Raw genomic sequence first — 18,326 nt, forward strand, 5'->3', positions numbered from 1 at the left:
TACCGTCAGTCAATCTATCACCGGGGTTTTTTCAGCGCCCTAGGGGGATCCCCTACAGCGGCCAGGCGGGCGATGACACCGGGAGGCATTCAGATGAAACAATTAACGGCGATAAGCAAGCTGGTGCGCGACGCTCAGCATCGGTGGCGGGGCAGACGCCACAGTTTATGAGCGCTTCAATGCATTCCATAGGCGCCGAGTATAAATATAGAACCCGATGGTCTAGTATTGGCAGCATGTCCAGTTCGCCCCCCCTCAAGTCCAAGACCAAGAGCAACGGTCCTGGGCGTCCCAAGGATCTTGGGAAACGCGCCGCCATCCTGGGCGCCGCCCGCACCATGTTCATGGAGCAGGGCTTTGCAGGGGTGAGCATGGACGGCATCGCTGCAGCCGCCGGCGTATCGAAACTGACCGTTTACAGTCACTTTGGCGACAAAGAAAGCCTGTTTTCCGAAGCGATCCGCGCACAATGCCAACACATGATGCCGGACGATCTGTTCGACCACGCCCCCAAAGGCAACTTGCGCGACCAGCTGATCGAAATCGCCAACGCCTTCTTTACGATGGTCAGCGCCGACTCTGCAATCGCCACCCATCGCATGATGATGGCGCCCGGTACCGGCGATGTGCATGTCCGCGAAATGTTCTGGGATGCCGGTCCCAAGCGCACCCAACAGGCGCTGGCGGATTTCCTGTCGGCGCGGGTCGCCGATGGCCAATTGGAAATCCCCGAGCTGGAGCGCGCTGCTTCACAGTTTTTCTGCCTGCTCAAAGGCGAGCTGTATGCGCTGATGATGTGCGGCCTGCATGGTCAGCCCACCCGCGCGCAGGTGGATGAGCACATTCAGGCCAGTGTGGATTTCTTTTTGAGGGCGTATGCGCCGCGCTGATTGCACCGAGACGTTGGTGGCGATGACTTCCGGCACTGCGTGCTTTGGCCGCGCGCGGCGATGCTAGATGCGCCAGTTGCCTCGCGCACCGGTAAAATGCATGCCCCACTGCGTTGGATAGCCGCACCATGACGATCGATTTCTCCCAAGCCCGCGAAAAAATGGTCGAACAGCAGATCCGGCCGTGGGATGTGCTGGATCTGCGCGTGCTCGACGTGCTGGCGCGCCTGCCGCGCGAGGCCTTCGTGCCGGAGGCTTACAAGACCCTGGCCTACGTCGATGTGGAAATTCCGCTGTCGGCCGGCCACAAGATGATGAAGCCGGTGGTCGAAGGCCGCATGCTGCAGGCGCTGGATCTGCAGCCGGGCGAAGACGTGCTGGAAATCGGCACCGGCAGTGGATTTTCCACCGCCTGCCTGGCTGCACTGGCCCGCGAAGTGGTGAGCCTGGAGATCGATCCGGCACTGGCCACCGCCGCACGCGCCAATCTGGACAGTACCGGCCTGGGCAGCAACGTCCGCATTGAAACCGCCGACGTGTTCGGCTGGGAGAGCGAGCGTCGTTTCGATGCCATCTGCATCACCGGCGCAGTCGACACGCTACCGACCCAGTGGCTGCAGTGGTTGCGCCCGAATGGCCGGCTGTTTGTCGTACGCGGTCACGAACCGGTGATGGAAGCAGTCCTGGTGCGTGGCGACGTCAACGCTCCGCGCATCGAATCGTTATTCGAAACCGACCTCGCCTATCTTCAGGGCGCCGCACCGACGCCCCGATTCCAATTCTGATTCCCAAGGAAGCTTCCCCGATGATCCGCCGATCCCTCGTTCTGGCCCTGGCCGCCGCCCTGTCTCCGATGGCAGCACATGCCACCGATCTGCTGCAGGTCTACGAAATGGCCCGCAACGGCGATCCGCAGCTGGCAGTGGCCGAGTCCACGCGGCTGGTGAATCGGGAGGGACAGGTACAGGCGCGTGCGGCGTTGCTGCCGCAGTTGGATGGTAGCGCCGGCTACACCCAGGCACACCGCAAACTCGACACCATCAACAACCTCAACGAGGGGCGCTCGACCACAAAACAGCGCCAGTACACGATCCAGGGTAGCCAGACAATCTTCAACTGGGCTCAGTTCGCCAACCTGCGTGCGCAGCGCGAAGTGGCCAAGGCAGCCGACTTCACGCTGGAATCGGCCAACAACGATCTGATCACCCGTAGCTCGGCGGCCTATTTTCAGGTACTGGTGGGGATCGAATCGCTGGCCGCAGCCGAGACAAACGAAGCCGCCGCCAAGAAGCAGTTCGACTACGCCGACAAGCGCCTGGAAGTGGGCCTGGCGCCGATCACCGACGTGCACGAAGCCCGCGCCCAGTACGACCAGGCGCGTGCCGACACCATCAATGCGCGCAACACGCTGAAGGATTACTACCAGGCGCTGACCGAACTCACCGGCCAGCCGGTAGTCGGCCTGCGTGCGCTGCCGGAAGAGTTCCGTCCGGAAGTGCCGGCCGCCTACGCCAACGTCGATCAGCTGGTGTCCACCGCCATTGCCGACAATCCGGCGTTGAAGGCACAACAGTTGCAGGTCAGCGCAGCCGAAGCGCAGGTCAACGCGGCACGTGCAGGGCATTACCCGACCTTGAACCTCGGCGCCAATGTCGGCCGCAGCAATAGCTGGGGCGGCCAGGGCGCAGCCGACCAGGCCGCGGGCAACTTCACGACGCAGGGCCGCGATATCGATACCGATTCGATCGGCATCACCTTGTCGATTCCGATCTTCGCCGGCGGTGCAACGCAGTCGGCCGTGCGTCAGGCGCTGTCGCGTCGCGATATCCAGCAGGACACCTACGAGCAGCAGAAGCGCGCGCTGGATCGCAACACGCGCAATGCCTATCAGACTGTGGTCGCCGGCATCAGCGAAGTGGAAGCTCGCCGTCTGGCCGTAGTGTCTGCGCAGGCCGCATACGATGCCTCGCAGGTGGGTCTGGAAGTCGGCACGCGCACGGTGCTTGACGTGGTGCAGAACCAGCGCACGCTGTTCCAGGCGCAGCTGAACTATGCGCAGTCACGCTACAACTTCCTGCAGAACCGTCTGCTGCTGGGCCAGGCGATCGGCAAGCTCGACATCACCGACCTGCAGGATGTGAACCGCCTGCTGTCGCAGGATGCCGAGTCCAAGCTGCAAGGCAGTGGTTCACTACAGTAATGCGAGCGGATAGGTAACTAAAAAAGGCGGGCGCAGGCCCGCCTTTTTTATGTCCGATGCAAGCGCATACCTGGCTGCGTGCGATACCTGCGATGACTGCCGCATTAGCGGGTGATCTGCGGCTTGGCTGGAGGGCCCTTGCCCGCCTACCATCGCGGGACACGCTGCAAGGCAGAGCGGCTGATCTGCGGCTTCGCTGCAGGCCCTTGCCCGCCCCACCATCGCGGGACACGCTGCAAGGCAGAGCGGCTGATCTGCGGTCTGGCTGCAGGGCCCTTGCCCGCCCACCATCGCGGGACACGCTGCAAGTACGTCCGTGTAGGCTCTTACGCGGCATCCATGCCGCGTAAGGTCCCGCGACGGTGGGCGGGCAAGGACCAGTCGAGATGGTCGGTGTGCGTGGTTTTCAACAAAGTAACCGACTAACTTTCTGGTGCGGTGTCCTCACCGATTGCGGGACCGTGTGGCGGCATGGATGCCGCCACCGAGCCTCCACGGATGGATTCACGGCGTGTCCCGCGAGCGGTGAGGGCACCGCGCGCTCGACCAATGTGGCTTGAGACTCTCCAGATAATGCCCAAAGCGGCTAGCAAAAACGACTGCATAACCGCCACGTTCTGTTAGGGATGGTCTGATCAACGGCATCGGAGGATGAGCCTAACCACATCGACCAGGCTGACGGCGCTCAGATCCTCGATTTTTTTGCCGTTTCCGGCGCGTTTGCAGGGTGTTGCCCGGGTTACAGGCGCACGTTCCCCATCGTCGGCAGTAACTGCTTTCGCTTCATCCACAGGTTCGATAGCGCAAACAAGGTCAGCACCTGCGCGGTGTTCTTGGCCAGGCCGCGATAGCGGACCTTGGTGTAGCCGAACTGGCGCTTGATCACCCGGAATGGATGCTCCACCTTCGCGCGCACGCTGGCCTTGAAGTGTTCCCAACGTCTTTCCCGAGCACGCTCGCGTTTGTTGCCGAGGGCTTGCATCGTCGAGGGCCTGGCGGCGATGAAGAATGCAGCCTTGCAGGCCTGCAGTTCTTCGCGTTTGTCCGCACCGGTGTAGCCGCTATCGCCGAACACGCTGTCTTCTTTGCCATGCAGCAACGTGTGCATCACCGTGACATCGGCGACGTTGGCGGCTGTGCAATGGACGTGGTGCACCAACCCGGAAAATTCATCCACGCCGATGTGCGCCTTCATCCCGAAATACCACTGATTGCCCTTCTTGGTCTGATGCATCTCAGGGTCGCGCGCGTTGTCGGCATTCTTGGTCGAACTGGGCGCCGCGATCAGCGTCGCATCGACGATCGTGCCCGACCGCAGGCTCTGGCCCTTGCGCGCCAGATGCGCGTTGACCGCTTCCAGCATCCGCGCGGCAAGGCCATGGGTCTCCAGCAGGCGCCGAAAGTTGAGAATCGTGGTCTCGTCCGGAACGTTGTCCAAGCCACCGAGCTGGGCAAACCGCCGCAAGGTCGGGATCTCGTGCAGTGCTTCTTCCATCGCCGGATCGCTCAGCGCATACCACTGCTGCAGCAGATGAATCCGCAACATCGTCGCCAGTGCGTACGGCTGCCGACCTGGCCGGCCCGATACCGGATAGTGCGGCGCGATCAGACCGAGCAGTTGCTGCCACGGAACCACCTGCTCCATCTCGGCCAGAAAGATCTCGCGCCGGGTCTGCTTGCGCTTGCCCAGGCCCTCAGCGTCACCGAACGTCAGTTGCATGGATCACTCCTCAACATCAGGCGGGTAGTGTCGCGTATCTGTGGTGCGTTGTTCAGAGGTTCCTTAGCCGCTCCAAGACCGCTTGATGACGTGACTTGGCATCGTTGCAATAGTTTCGCTGCAACGATGCAGCACGCAGGCAGTTACATCTTCAGGACACCACACCATCACCAACCACCGGCGGCAGGTCCGGCGCGATCTGCACCAGCGTGCGTGCCACTGCGCCCTTGCCGTTGGCGACCAGCGCCAAGCCTGCAGCAGCCATCGCTTCGCGCTGGGCCGGGTCGCCGAGCAGACGCGCAAGATCGTGATACACGCTGTCGGCATCGTCGCAGATAGTCACCGCATCGGCCTCGCGCATGCGCCGCGAGATCTCCGAGAAATTATGCAGATGCGGGCCGGTCACTGCCGGCGTGCCAACCGCTGCCGGTTCGAGCAGGTTGTGTCCGCCGATCGGCTGCAGACTTCCGCCGACGAAGGCAACCTGCGCGCAGGCGTAGAAACTCATCAGTTCGCCCAAGGTATCGATAACGAATACCTTGTCGCGCGCCTGCGGCCACTGCTGGGTCTTGCGTGTGGACACGGACCAACCACGTTCGCGCGCCAGCGCCTCGACCTTGGGAAAGCGTTCGGGATGCCGCGGCGCCCACAACATCAATAGATCAGGAAATTGCAGCAGTAGGCGTGCGTGAATATCGGCCACGGCTGACTCCTCGCCTTCGTGCGTGCTGGCGGCAATCCACACCGGTCGCGTTGCCGGCACGTGCGTATGAAACTGCGCGACCAGGGCCTGCAACTGTGCGGGCGCGGCGATATCGAATTTGAGATTGCCCAGCGCGATCACCTGATCGGCGCGCGCGCCCAGCGTGAGGAAACGTTCGGCATCGTCGTGCGATTGCGCCGCCACGCAGGTGACGGTGCGCAGCGCGCGGCTGATCAAGGGTGCCAGCACGCGATAGCCGCGCAGCGAACGCGCCGACAACCGCGCGTTGAGGATGTACACCGGAATGTTGCGGTCGCGACAACCGAACAACATGTTCGGCCACAGCTCGGTCTCCAGAATCAACGCCAGCCGCGGGCGGAAATGCTCTAGGAACCGGCCCACGCTGCCGGGCACGTCGTAGGGCAGATACACATGGTCCACCGCATCGCCCCACACCGCGCGCACGCGCTCGGAGCCGGTGGGGGTGATGGTGGTGATGACCCAACGGATATCCGGGCGCTGCGCACGCAAGGCATTGACCAGCGGCGCGGCGGCATTGACCTCGCCCACCGACACCGCATGCACCCACACGCGCGGGCGACCGCAGGCATGCGTGTAGGACGCATAGCGCTCGTTCCAGCGATTGAAGTATTCGCGCACGCGAAACCCGCGCCACACCAGGTGGTACACAGTCACCGGCAGCAAAAGGTACAACAGCGCCGAGTACAGCCCGCGCAACAGCCATTCGATCGGGTCTTTCCGCATGCGTGCAGGATACGGGAGCGCCCACACGTGCGCATGTGCACGCTGCCCGGCGCACGCAATCACTTAGAATTAGGCCATGTCCGAACCCGCCAACGTCGCCGTCCGCCCTTCCCTGCGCACCCCCAAGCACTGGCCGATGTATCTGGGCCTTGCATTGATGGTACTGGCCGGGCGCCTGCCCTGGATGCTGCAACGGGCGTTGGGCCGCGGTGTCGGCTGGCTCACGCTGCGCCTGGCGGGCACACGCCGGCGCGCTGCCGAGGTCAATCTCAAACTGTGTTTTCCCGATCAGGACGATGCCTGGCGAGCGCGGCTGTTGCGCGATAGTTTCGATGCGCTGGGCGTGGGCCTGTTCGAATTCGCACGCGCCTGGTGGGGCAGTATCGATGCCATTCGTCCGGGCGTGCAGGTCGAAGGACTGGAGCATCTGCAGCGTCTGCAGGAGCAGAAGCGCGGCGTGTTGCTGGTGTCCGGCCACTTCATGACGCTGGAAATGTGCGGGCGGCTGCTGTGCGATCACGTGCCGCTGGCCGGCATGTACCGCAAGCATCGCAACCCGGTGTTCGAATGGGCGGTCAAACGCGGGCGGCTGCGCTATGCCACGCACATGTTCGCCAACGAGGATCTGCGCGCCACCATCAAGCATCTCAAGCGCGGCGGTTTTCTGTGGTATGCGCCCGATCAGGACATGCGCGGCAAGGACACCGTGTTTGTGCCATTCTTCGGGCATCCGGCTTCCACCATTACCGCCACGCACCAGCTGGCGCGGTTGACCGGCTGCGCGGTGGTGCCGTATTTCCATCGGCGCGAAGGCGGCCGTTACATCCTCAAGATCGCACCGCCGCTGGCAGGCATTCCCTCCGACGATGTGATCGCCGATACCGCGCAGGTCAATGCGGCGATCGAGGACATGGTGCGCGAGGCGCCGGATCAGTACCTGTGGATCCATCGGCGCTTCAAACGCCAGCCGGGCGGGCGCAGCGATTTCTATCGGTGATGGTGATGCAGCGCAGCTGCGTCACGTATGCGTTCGCAGATGACTGCCTTGGTTTACAGAACCAGCCAGGAGTCCGTCGCGAGTGGGCGTTGGGATGAGTGCGCACGTCGCGCAATCAACCGCAGTTGACGTGTGATTCACGCCTGCCGTGTCGATCTGGCGCTGGGCGCAATCGTCTTGAGCGCCACGCCTATCGCGACGGTGGCTGATCCGCGTCGTCGTTGAGCAAGGCACCGGCATACAAGCCGGCCAGCATCAGGCTCAGGCCACCCCAGAAGCTGGAATAGAACGCCAGATGCGTGTTGAGCGGAAAGACCGTTGCCACCAACGCGATCATCGCCGGACGCGCCTGCTCACGCGCCGCAACGCTGGAATAGCGCCACGCGCGCCACGCCTGCGCCGCACCGGCCAGCCATAGCAGCAACCCGATGACGCCGGTTTCGGCAAGAATTTCCAGCACGATCTGGTGCGCATGGAAGGCCGGGCCACCGCCCCATGCCGGCGCTTGTTCGGGTGCCGGATTGCAGGCCGGATATGCCTGGCGGAACCCGCGCGCGCCCACACCATTGAGCGGATGCGCGCGGATCATGCACAGCGCCGCGCCCCAGATCTGCGCACGCCCGGACAAGGCCTGGTCGACGCCTTGTTCGCCATTGCTGAAGGCCAACGCGGTGCGCTGGATGCGCTCGCGCGCTTGCGGTGCCATCGCCACCACGCCAACGGCCAACAGCGCGCCGACCACCGCCACCGCGAGCAGCCGACGGCCGCCCAGCAACTGCCAGCCGGACAGCAGCACGATCACGCCGTAGGTGATCCACGAGGCGCGCGAACCGGCCAATACCAGCACCACGCCAACAGCTGCCGCAGCGCCCGCCCACGCCCACGCAGTGCGCCGCCCGAGCGCAAGCAGCAGGAACGGCGACAGGCTGGCCAGGGTCTGCCCGAACTTGAGATTGCACGGGCCCAGCACGCCGCTGAGGCGGTCGACCAAAGCAAGTTCTTCCGCCGTGCACAGGCCATGCCCGCTGATCAATTGCTTGATCTGATCCAGGCCGAAGAACAACGGGCTGCTGCCGAATGCGGCCTGCAGCAGCGCGTCCAGCGTCCACACCCCGCCGATCACCGCCAGGCCGACGAAGGTGCGCCGGCGGCGCTGCGCATTGGCCACCGCGATCGCGCACAACCACATGAAAGGCAGATAGCGCAGATCGGTGGCCGATTTACGCAACGCGCGCCCTACGTCCACCGCATCGAATGCCGACAACATCTGTGGCAACCAATACGCGAAGAACAACACGCTGGTCAGCGCCCACGCCGCGCCGCTGAGCAACCGCGTGCCGCCACGGAAACGCGCATGCAACAGGCGATAAGCGGCGAACACTGCGCCCAGCGACAACACCGTTTCGGCCAGCCCGGGCGTGGGCCATAGCGCCACGAACAGGATCACCCACAGCGGTGCCCAGCGACCGGCATCGGGCGTCAGCGTGGGCGCGGGTGGGATTGCCTCAGCGGCGGAGTTCGTCATAGACCTTCAAGGTGGCCGATTGCATGGCCTGCAACGTATAGGGGAGCGCAGCTGGCGGTGTCTGCGCCTGCTGCAGCATGTTGAGTGCCTGAGTGCTTAGCGCCTGGGCATCGAACACCGGCACTGCGCCGGCAGGCTGCAGCTCGGCCAGCAACTCGCCGACACCACCGTGTGCCCAGCCCAACACCGGCCGGCCCACCGACAAGGCCTCCACCACGGTGCGGCCGAACGCTTCGGGCTTGCGCGAGAGCTGCAGCACCAGATCGCTGGCCGCATAGGCCTCGGCGATGCGTGCGGTGGGCTCGGTGAAGGCGACCGCCTCGGCCACGCCCAGTCTGGCAGCCTCGGCTTCCAGCTCGCGCACATAAGCTTCGCGGCCCGGCTCACGCGCGCCCGGCAGCCACAACCAGGCCGGCACGCCGGCAGCGCGCACGTCGGCCAGCAGTTGCAGGCCGTCGGCATGACCTTTCAGGCGCGTGCCGCGACCAGGCAGCAGCAGCAAGGGCGCATCGGCCGGCCAACCGGGCAACAGGGTCTGCACCCATTTGCGTGCGCGGTGATCGGGGTGCGGGCGACGCGGGAACTGCGCGATATCGACACCGCGCGGGATGGTGCGCAAGCGGGTGGTGTCGGTCTGCGGATAGTGGGTGCACACGTACTCGCGCACCGTCTGCGAGACGCAGATCACCCGCTCGCCGTATGTCATCACCGCACTGTAGCGGCTGGGCGAATTGAGCCCGTGCACAGTGGTGACAAAGCGCGGCCGCGCGACCTGGGGCATGCCGCGCAGCGCGTACCAGCCCAGCCAGGCCGGCAGGCGCGAGCGCGCGTGCACGATGTCGGCACCGAGTTCGGCAAATAGCCGGCGCAGGCCGGCCACGTGGCGCAAGGTCAGCAGCGACTTGCGCCCGATCTCCAGGGTGAGATGTTCGCCGCCCACCTCCAGCAACGGCTGGACCAGGCGACCGCCGGCAGAGACCACCACGGCGCGGTGGCCGGCGCGCACCAGCGCAGCGGCGATTTCCAGGGTGGAGCGCTCGACGCCGCCGGACTGCAGCGCCGGCAGCAGTTGCACCACGGTCAGGCGGTGCATCCGGCCAGGATCAGTCGGCGAGCACGAACAACGCGCCGCAATACGGGCACTTGGCTTCGCAGTTGGGCTCGTCTTCGATCGGCAGGTACACACGCGGATGCGAGTTCCACAGCGCCATCTGCGGCGTCGGGCAGCTCAGCGGCAGATCGCCGCGGTGCACGGTGTAGCGCGATTCGGCATTGGCGGGCGCGGTGGCGGTCTGGCTCATGGCGGCACGATCGTAAAGGTAAGGCAGAGCGCGGATTCTAGCAGCCTGCGTGGTGATCGGCCCATTGACCGGGCTGCGTGGGCTGGGGTTGCGATGGTCTCGGCGGGAGGCCGGGCCGCGGCGGATGGCGATATCGCTGGTCCGGCAATGACCTGCCCCGCCGCCGGCACGGCAGCGCCACGCCACCACGCCGGACCATCGCGCTTATCATCGCTGGGCGATTGCGCATCGGGATCAGATTGGGTGATCTGCAAACACCGCGCACATCCGTCAACCGTACATGCCCCGCTACGTCGCTACCCAAGGAGACATCACCACGTGACCTCGCCTGTCGTTCTGCTGCGTCCGCGTGGCTCGTTGTTCTCGATTGCCGTTGTCCTGGCCTGCGCTGCGCCACTGTCTGTCAGTGCGGCGACCGGCTTTTCGAGTTCGTTCGAAGAGGGTGAGCCCTTGCCGGTCAGCGCTGCGGCAGGCGATGTGCAGACGGCGATCGGCACGGGCCCCGCTACGCCGTATGCAGCCAGGCCGAACGCCGGTTACAGCGGTGCGCATGCGTTGCGGTATGACGGCCGTGGTGCGGGCGGGCGACGCACCTTGTTTACCAGCGATGCTCTAATCGGTACCGATACGACGCTGTCGTGGCTGGTGTTGCCGGAAAGTGTGGGCAGCGATCACGTGGCCTCGACCTATGTGTCGTTGGATCTGTTGCTGGACGACGGCACGCGCATGTCTGCCAGCGCCGCGCAGGATCAACATGGCGTCGCCCTTGGTGCACGTGCGCAGGGCGACTCGAAGACGCTGTATCCGCAGCAATGGGCGCGCAAGGCGGTACGGCTCGGGGACGTGGCCGCTTTACGTGGGCGCCGCGTGGTGGCGATCGAATTGGAGGTTGCGCCGCCTGCAGGCGCGGCCAGCTCCGGGTGGATCGATGATATCGCCATCGCCGATGTGCCGCTCATTCCTGCAACGCGCCCTTCGGACTGGGTGCTGACCACGCGCGGCACGCAGTCAAACGGCACGTTCTCGCGCGGCAATAATTTCCCTGCAACTGCAGTGCCGCATGGCTTCAACTTCTGGACGCCGGTGACCGATGCGGGAACGCTGACCTGGCTATATCGCTGGAACGAACACAACGCGGCGGGCAACCGCCCGCGCTTGCAGGCGCTGTCGCTCAGCCATCAGCCAAGTCCGTGGATGGGCGACCGCCAGACCTTTCAGGTGATGCCGTCGCTGAGTACGGGTACACCGGAGGCAGATCGCAGCAAGCGCGCCCTGGCCTTCTCGCATGACACTGAAATCGCTCGACCGTATCGCTACGCAGTGCAGTTGGACAACGGGATCCAGGCCGAGATCGCACCGACCGATCATGCAGCGCTGTTCCGCTTTCGCTTCCCGGCGCAGGGCGATGCCAATCTGCTGTTCGACAATGTGGACGCGCGCGGTGGATTGCACCTGGATGCTGCAACACAGACGCTCTCCGGCTACACCGATGTGCGTAGCGGCCTGTCGACCGGCGCGACGCGCATGTATGTCTATGCCAGCTTCGATACACCATGGAAAACCAGCGGACTGAGCGACACCGGCCGGCCCACCGGCTGGATCAAGTTCGATGCGGGCAGCACGCGGCAGGTGCAGATGCGTATTGCCACCTCGCTGATCTCGCTCGACCAGGCCAAGCACAACCTTGCGCTGGAGATCGCGCCGCAGGCAAGCCTCGAGCAGATCGCCGCGCGTGCGCAGGATGCGTGGGATGGGCTGCTGGGACGCTTCGAGGTGCCCGACGCCACGACCGACCAGAAGACCACGCTGTATTCCAATCTGTACCGGCTGCATCTGTATCCCAATTCCGGCCATGAAAACGTCGGCAGCGCGACGGCGCCGGACTGGCGTTACGCCAGCCAGAGCAGCTGGTCGGACACCAACATCGATGGCAGCGCGGTGCGCAGTTTCGCGCCGATCCGCGATGACCGGGTCTACGTCAACAACGGCTTGTGGGACACCTTTCGCACCGCGTGGCCGGCGTATGCGTTGTTCGCATCCGACGATGCCGGCACATTCGTGCAGGGCTTTCTGGAGCAATCGCGTGCAGGTGGCTGGGTGGCGCGCTGGTCCTCGCCCGGTTACGCCGATCTCATGGTGGGCACCAGTTCCGATGTGGCGTTTGCCGATGCGTGGCTCAAGGGCGTGCAGGGTTTCGACCCGGCCGAGGCGTACGCTGCCGCGCTCAAGAACGCGAGCGTGGTGGCGCCGGATCGCCACGTCGGCCGCAAAGGCATGGCGCGTTCGACCTTTCGCGGTTACGCCGATACCGAGACGCATGAAGGCATGTCGTGGTCGATGGAAGGCGCGCTCAACGACTTCGGTATTGCCAACATGGCCGACGCGTTGTCCAAGCAAGCGACGACGGCAACAGCGCGCGAGCGTTATGCCACCGAAGCGCTGTATTTTCGTCATCGTGCGGCCGGGTATTCGGCACTGTTCGATCCAGCGATCGGCTTTTTTCAGGGCCGCAAGGCGAATGGCGATTGGCGCGTGGATGCTGCGCACTACGACCCGCGCGTGTGGGGCAACGATTACACCGAATCCAGCGGCTGGACGTTTGCATTCACCGCACCGCACGATGGCGAAGGCCTGGCCACGCTGTATGGCGGGCGCGCGGGACTGGCCGCAAAACTGGATACATTCTTTACCACGCCCGAAACCGCCGAAGCCAGGTTCGCCGGCTCGTATGGCGACACCATCCACGAGATGACCGAGGCGCGCGACGTGCGCATGGGCATGTATGCGCACAGCAATCAGACCGCGCACCATCTTCCGTGGATGTATCTGTACGCCGGGCAGCCGTGGAAGACGCAACGCATCACCCGCGAGATCCTCGCGCGCTTGTATCTGGGCAGCGAGATCGGCCAGGGGTATCCCGGCGATGAGGACAACGGCGAGATGTCGGCGTGGTATCTGTTCGCGGCGCTGGGGCTGTATCCGCTGCGCATGGGCGCGCCGGAGTATGTGATCGGCTCGCCGCTGTTCAAGCATGCCAGCGTGCGCCTGCCCAATGGCGGCACACTGACCGTCAATGCGCCGCAGAATTCGCCGCAGAACGTGTATGTGCAATCGCTCAGGGTCAATGGAAAACCCTGGCGCAAGACCTGGTTGCAGCATGCGGACATTGCAAAGGGCGCGACGCTGGATTTCGTGATGGGGCCGACGCCTTCGCGCTGGGGAACCGGGCCGAACGATGTGCCGCCGTCGCTGACTGCTCCCGGGAAGCACCCTGCCCCGCTGAAGGATCTGCTCGGAGACACCGCGCGCATTACGCTGGACGATGGTGGCGATGTCGCTGCGTTGCATGACGACAATGCGGAAACGGTCGCTGCAATTGCATCGACATCGAAATCGACGCTGACGCTCAGCGGCATTGCGCGCGGTACGCCGACGCTCTACACACTGACCAGCGGCAATGCAGCGATTTCTGCAGGTGGGTGGACGTTGGAAGCCCGTGCGCCTGGTGCTGCCTGGACGATGATTGATCAGCGTCGTGATGAAGCGTTCGATTGGCCATTGCAGACGCGGCCGTTTCGGATTGCTCGACCTGGAGCGTATGTGGAATATCGACTGCGCTTCAGCGCGCCTGCGAAAGTGCAGCTGGCGGAGCTTGAGTTGTTGGGTGTGGAGCCTGCGGTGCGTTGAGGCTAGCGCTGTCCGCGATCCATCGTCGCGTTGTTATGGCATTACCATTTGCCGCACTCAGACAGGCGCAGGTTGCGCTCGCGCAGTTGTGGACCACCGGCTCTGCTGCTGTCATCGAGAATCGAGAATCGCGCAGGTCCTGGAAAGCAAAGCCGGAGAACTCGCTTGCCTTGACTAAGTCATGTCAACGACTCGCCAAGGCGGCAGCGTGGCCGGGGATTGGCGGAGAGCGGCACACGGATGTGCCGCGCGGCGAGTCAGACAGGATGTCTGACCGAGCCGAAGAGCCGATCCCCGGGCGCGCTGTCGCCTATCACCGAAGCCAGCGACTGACAGCCGCGTGCTTGGCACTAACCGGAGAAACCGTACCCTCACCCCAACCCCCGCTCCCGGAAGGAGAGGGGCTTTAAACAGAGCAACAACTCTTGGTCGCTGTGCTCTTTAGCTACTGCACTTTTTAGCTACTGCGCTTCTCAGCCACCGATCTTCTCGGCATCGCGCTGCTTGCGGATCTGCGCATCCACCGCCGCAATCGCCGTCATGTTCATCACCCGGCGCGAGGTGGCGCTGGTGGTGAGGATATGCACCGGCTTGGAAATGCCCATCAGGATCGGCCCGATCGCCACGCCGTCGGTGAACACGCGCACCAGGTTGTAGGCGATGTTGGCCGCTTCCAGGTTTGGCAGCACGAACAGGTTGGCGCGGCCCTTCAGCGTGCTGTTGGGCATGATCTGCTTGCGCAGCGCTTCGTCCCAGGCGGTGTCGCCCTGCATTTCGCCGTCGATGTTGAGCTCGGGCTTGCGCTTGAGCAGTGCTTCGCGCACCGCGCGCATCTTCAAGGCATCGCGCGAATCGTGGCTGCCGAAGTTGGAGTGCGACAGCAGCGCGATGTTGGGCTCGATGCCGAACAACTTGAGGCGATACGCGGCCTGCAACGTGGCTTCCACTACTTGTTCGACCGTCGGGTCTTCCTGCACATGCGTATCCAGAAAGAAGAACACGCCCAGCTGGTTGATCACACCGGTCATCGCCGAGGTGGAGCTCACCCGCAGTTCCAGCGGAATCACGCTGCGGGCGTAACCCAGCTTCTTGTGGAAGCGACCGACCACGCCGGACAGCATCGCATCGGCCTCGCCACGCGCCACCATCACTGCGGCAATCAAGGTCGGACGCGAGCGCATCAACTCCTTGGCGGCAGTGACGGTTACGCCGCGACGTTCGGTCAGTGCGTGGTAATACTGCCAATACTCGTTGAAGCGCGGGTCGTCGTAGATGTTGGTGATTTCAAAATCCACGCCGGCGGTCAGGCGCAGACCCATGCGCTCGATGCGCGCCTCGATGACGTCCGGGCGGCCGATCAGGATCGGGAAGGCCAGGCCTTCGTCGACCACGTTCTGCACCGCGCGCAACACCACTTCTTCTTCGCCTTCGGCATACACCACGCGCTGCTTGTCGGCGCGCGCGCGGTCGTAGACCGGCTTCATCATCAGGCTGGTGCGGTAGACGAACTGGCCGAGCTTGTCGCGGTAGGCCTCCATGTCGTCGATGGGCCGCGTGGCCACGCCCGAATCCATCGCCGCCTGCGCAACGGCGGAAGACAACTCCACCAGCAGACGCGGGTCCAGCGGGCGCGGAATCAGGTATTCCGGGCCGAAACTCGGGGTCTCGCCGCCGTAGGCCGCGCCAAGGTCGGAGGCCTCGCGCCGTGCCATCGCCGCAATCGCCTTGACGCAGGCGATCTTCATCTCTTCGTTGATGCCGGTGGCGCCCACGTCCAGTGCGCCGCGGAACAGGTACGGGAAGCACAGCACGTTGTTGATCTGGTTCGGATAGTCCGAGCGGCCGGTGCCGATGATGCAATCCGGACGCACCGCCTTGGCCGTTTCCGGGGTGATTTCCGGATTGGGATTGGCCAGCGCGAAGATCACCGGCTGGCGCGCCATCGTGGCGACCATTTCCGGCTTGAGGATGCCGGCCGCCGACAGGCCCAGGAAGATATCGGCGCCCTCGACGATTTCGGCCAGGGTGCGCTTGTCGGTGTCGCGTGCGTAGCGCTGCTTGTCCGGGTCCAGATCGGTGCGGCCGGTGTGGATCACGCCGTCGCGGTCCAGCGCCAGGATGTTCTCCGGCTTCAGGCCCAGCGAGACCAGCATGTTGACGCAGGAAATGCCGGCCGCGCCCATGCCGGTGGTGGCCAGCTTGACCTCTTCGATCTTCTTGCCGGTGACCACCAGCGCGTTGAGCACCGCGGCGCCGACGATGATCGCGGTGCCGTGCTGGTCGTCATGGAACACCGGGATGTTCATGCGCTCGCGCAGCTTGCGCTCGACGATGAAGCACTCCGGCGCCTTGATGTCTTCCAGATTGATGCCGCCGAAGGTCGGCTCCAGGCTGGCGATGATGTCCACCAGCTTGTCCGGGTCGTTTTCGTTGATCTCGATGTCGAACACATCGATGCCGGCGAACTTCTGGAACAGCACGCCCTTGCCTTCCATCACCGGCTTGGATGCCAGCGGGCCGATGTTGCCCAGGCCCAGCACCGCTGTGCCGTTGGTGATCACCGCCACCAGGTTGCCGCGCGCGGTGAGCTCGCTGGCCTGGGTGGGTTCTTCGACGATCGCCTCGCAGGCGAAGGCCACGCCCGGCGAATACGCCAGCGACAGATCGCGCTGGGTCAGCATCGGCTTGGTCGCGGTGACCTTGATCTTGCCGGCCGGCTGCTGGCGGTGGTAGTCGAGGGCGGCCTGTTTGAAGTCGTCGTTGGACATCGGCTGTGTGGGTCTCGAAGGCGCAGGAGGGCTGAATTCTACCCTCCTGCCTGAACAAGGGCCTGTCGCGCAGCTGTCAGCGCGGCAGGGAGATTGCATGCTGCAGCGCGTCGTGCACTGCGGCCGGGGTCTGGCTCAAAGCGAAAACGGCCCTGTATCCCGCCGGCATCACCGGCGGAATACAGGGCCGCAGGAAGCATCAGCGCGCGCTGATCGGGGCGACGACGTCGGTCGAGGCCACCGGCGCCTGCAAAGGCGGCGAACCGCCATCCAGCACCAGCTTCAACTGGTCGCGATCCAGCGCATTCTCCCAGCGGGACACCACCACGGTGGCGACCGCGTTGCCGATGAAGTTGGTCAGCGAGCGGCACTCGCTCATGAAGCGGTCCACGCCCAGGATCAGCGCCATGCCGGCCACCGGCACGTCCGGCACCACCGACAGCGTGGCCGCCAGAGTGATGAAGCCGGCACCGGTCACGCCGGCCGCACCCTTGGAGCTGAGCATGGCCACCGCCAGCAAGGTGATCTGCTGGCCCAGGGTCAGGTCCACATTGGTGGCCTGGGCGATGAACAATGCGGCCAGGGTCATGTAGATGTTGGTGCCGTCCAGATTGAACGAATAACCGGTCGGCACCACCAGGCCCACCACCGACTTCTCGCAGCCGGCCTTTTCCATCTTTTCCATCAGCGACGGCAGCGCCGACTCCGACGAGGAGGTGCCCAGCACCAGCAGCAGCTCGGCCTTGAGATAGCGGATCAGCTTGAGCACCGAAAAGCCGCACAACCGGCAGACGATGCCCAGGATCACCAGCACGAAGAACAGCGAGGTCACATAGAACGAACCCACCAGCCAGGCCAGATTGACGAGCGATTCCAGCCCGTACTTGCCGATGGTGAAGGCGATCGCACCGAACGCACCGATCGGCGCGGCCCTCATCAACATGTGCACCAGGCGGAACACCGGGGCGGTCAACGCTTCCAGAAAGCTCAGCACCGGGCGGCCGCGCTCGCCGACCAGGGCCAGCGCAATCCCGAACAGCACCGCCACGAACAGCACCTGCAGGATGTTGCCATCGACGAACGCGCTGATCAGCGTGGCCGGAATGATGTCCATCAAAAAGCCGACCAGGCTCAGCTCGTGCGATTTCTGCACGTAGGTGTTGACCGCGCTCTGATCCAGCTCGGCCGGGTTGATGTTCATGCCGGCGCCGGGCTGCACCACGTGCGCCACGATCATGCCCACGATCAACGCCAGTGTGGAGAAGAACAAAAAGTAGGCCATCGACTTGGCGAAGACCCGGCCCACCGTCTTGAGATGGGTCATGCCGGCAATGCCGGTGACGATGGTCAGGAAGATCACCGGGGCGATGATCATCTTCACCAGCTTGATGAAGGCGTCGCCCAGCGGCTTGAGGCTTTCGGCAAAAGCCGGCTCGAAATGGCCGAGCAAGGCACCCAGGACGATCGCCACCACCACCTGGAAGTACAGCTGGCGGTAGAAGGGGACGGACGCCGGCAACGGGCCGGCAGGCTTGCTGATGTGCATGACACCACTCCGAGGGAACATAGAGGGCGCCTGAGCAGGCACCCGGTGCACGCATTCTGGCCGCACGTCACAGCCAGGGCCGATAGCCCATTGGTACTACGCACTGTCCGCGGGCTGAACGCCGTCTTACACTTCAGCGGCGCCACCGCCGGCCGTTAATTTCGTTTAACACAGACAACGATTCCCTGTGCGTTCGATGCCCGGAACCTGCGCGCTTGCTGAAG

At 64.3% G+C, this 18,326-nt stretch carries 12 protein-coding genes; 5 read left to right on the forward strand and 7 right to left on the reverse strand.

Going from position 1 to position 18,326, the window contains the following annotated elements:
* Nucleotides 1–236 precede the first annotated feature (236 nt).
* The 3 genes from NMB96_RS01005 to NMB96_RS01015 all read left to right on the forward strand — a co-directional run bounded on the left by NMB96_RS01005 (nucleotide 237) and on the right by NMB96_RS01015 (nucleotide 3,090).
* Nucleotides 237–890, forward strand: coding sequence for a TetR/AcrR family transcriptional regulator (locus tag NMB96_RS01005; protein WP_006451155.1), 654 nt, complete (start codon nucleotides 237–239; stop codon nucleotides 888–890).
* A gap of 128 nt (nucleotides 891–1,018) precedes the next feature.
* Nucleotides 1,019–1,675 (forward strand): protein-L-isoaspartate O-methyltransferase family protein, encoded by a 657-nt coding sequence (locus tag NMB96_RS01010; RefSeq protein ID WP_255085962.1) that lies wholly within the window; start codon nucleotides 1,019–1,021, stop codon nucleotides 1,673–1,675.
* A gap of 20 nt (nucleotides 1,676–1,695) precedes the next feature.
* Entirely contained in the window at nucleotides 1,696–3,090 is a 1,395-nt protein-coding gene (locus NMB96_RS01015) for a TolC family outer membrane protein (protein ID WP_255085963.1), read from the forward strand.
* Nucleotides 3,091–3,829: 739 nt separating this feature from the next.
* On the opposite strand, the gene NMB96_RS01020 is transcribed toward NMB96_RS01015, so the two are convergent.
* Both NMB96_RS01020 and waaA read right to left on the reverse strand, forming a co-directional pair.
* Nucleotides 3,830–4,810, reverse strand: coding sequence for an IS5 family transposase (locus NMB96_RS01020; protein WP_183086593.1), 981 nt, complete (start codon nucleotides 4,808–4,810; stop codon nucleotides 3,830–3,832).
* Nucleotides 4,811–4,961: 151 nt separating this feature from the next.
* The gene (gene waaA / locus NMB96_RS01025; protein ID WP_255085964.1) at nucleotides 4,962–6,278 is read right to left on the reverse strand and encodes a lipid IV(A) 3-deoxy-D-manno-octulosonic acid transferase; all 1,317 of its coding nucleotides are present in this window, start codon (nucleotides 6,276–6,278) and stop codon (nucleotides 4,962–4,964) included.
* A 76-nt stretch (nucleotides 6,279–6,354) separates the two neighbouring features.
* Between waaA and NMB96_RS01030 the strand changes: the two genes are divergently transcribed.
* Nucleotides 6,355–7,275, forward strand: coding sequence for an LpxL/LpxP family Kdo(2)-lipid IV(A) lauroyl/palmitoleoyl acyltransferase (locus NMB96_RS01030; protein ID WP_023905043.1), 921 nt, complete (start codon nucleotides 6,355–6,357; stop codon nucleotides 7,273–7,275).
* 190 nt (nucleotides 7,276–7,465) lie between these two features.
* On the opposite strand, the gene NMB96_RS01035 is transcribed toward NMB96_RS01030, so the two are convergent.
* The 3 genes from NMB96_RS01035 to NMB96_RS01045 are packed head-to-tail and all read right to left on the reverse strand — an operon-like array spanning nucleotide 7,466 to nucleotide 10,101.
* Complete coding sequence (locus NMB96_RS01035; RefSeq protein WP_255085966.1) at nucleotides 7,466–8,800, reverse strand: O-antigen ligase family protein; 1,335 nt, start codon at nucleotides 8,798–8,800, stop codon at nucleotides 7,466–7,468.
* On the reverse strand, nucleotides 8,781–9,893 hold the full coding sequence (locus NMB96_RS01040; RefSeq protein ID WP_255085968.1) for a glycosyltransferase: 1,113 nt from the start codon (nucleotides 9,891–9,893) through the stop codon (nucleotides 8,781–8,783). Before NMB96_RS01040 ends, NMB96_RS01035 begins: the two co-directional genes overlap by 20 nt.
* A 10-nt stretch (nucleotides 9,894–9,903) precedes the next feature.
* On the reverse strand, nucleotides 9,904–10,101 hold the full coding sequence (locus NMB96_RS01045; RefSeq protein ID WP_006451050.1) for a zinc-finger domain-containing protein: 198 nt from the start codon (nucleotides 10,099–10,101) through the stop codon (nucleotides 9,904–9,906).
* Nucleotides 10,102–10,419: 318 nt separating this feature from the next.
* Here NMB96_RS01045 and NMB96_RS01050 point away from each other — a divergent pair, with 318 nt between their 5' ends.
* Complete coding sequence (locus NMB96_RS01050) at nucleotides 10,420–13,788, forward strand: GH92 family glycosyl hydrolase (protein WP_255085970.1); 3,369 nt, start codon at nucleotides 10,420–10,422, stop codon at nucleotides 13,786–13,788.
* 473 nt (nucleotides 13,789–14,261) lie between these two features.
* Here NMB96_RS01050 and NMB96_RS01055 read toward each other — a convergent pair whose 3' ends face one another.
* Together NMB96_RS01055 and NMB96_RS01060 are read right to left on the reverse strand one after the other, a co-directional pair.
* Nucleotides 14,262–16,556: an NADP-dependent malic enzyme gene (locus NMB96_RS01055; protein WP_255085972.1), complete on the reverse strand. Its 2,295-nt coding sequence runs from the start codon at nucleotides 16,554–16,556 to the stop codon at nucleotides 14,262–14,264.
* 199 nt (nucleotides 16,557–16,755) lie between these two features.
* Nucleotides 16,756–18,102, reverse strand: a complete 1,347-nt coding sequence (locus tag NMB96_RS01060) for a dicarboxylate/amino acid:cation symporter (RefSeq protein ID WP_023905049.1) — start codon at nucleotides 18,100–18,102, stop codon at nucleotides 16,756–16,758.
* Nucleotides 18,103–18,326 lie beyond the last annotated feature (224 nt).

Source organism: Xanthomonas hortorum (genome assembly GCF_024339125.1).
Taxonomy (GTDB): Bacteria; Pseudomonadota; Gammaproteobacteria; order Xanthomonadales; family Xanthomonadaceae; genus Xanthomonas; species Xanthomonas hortorum.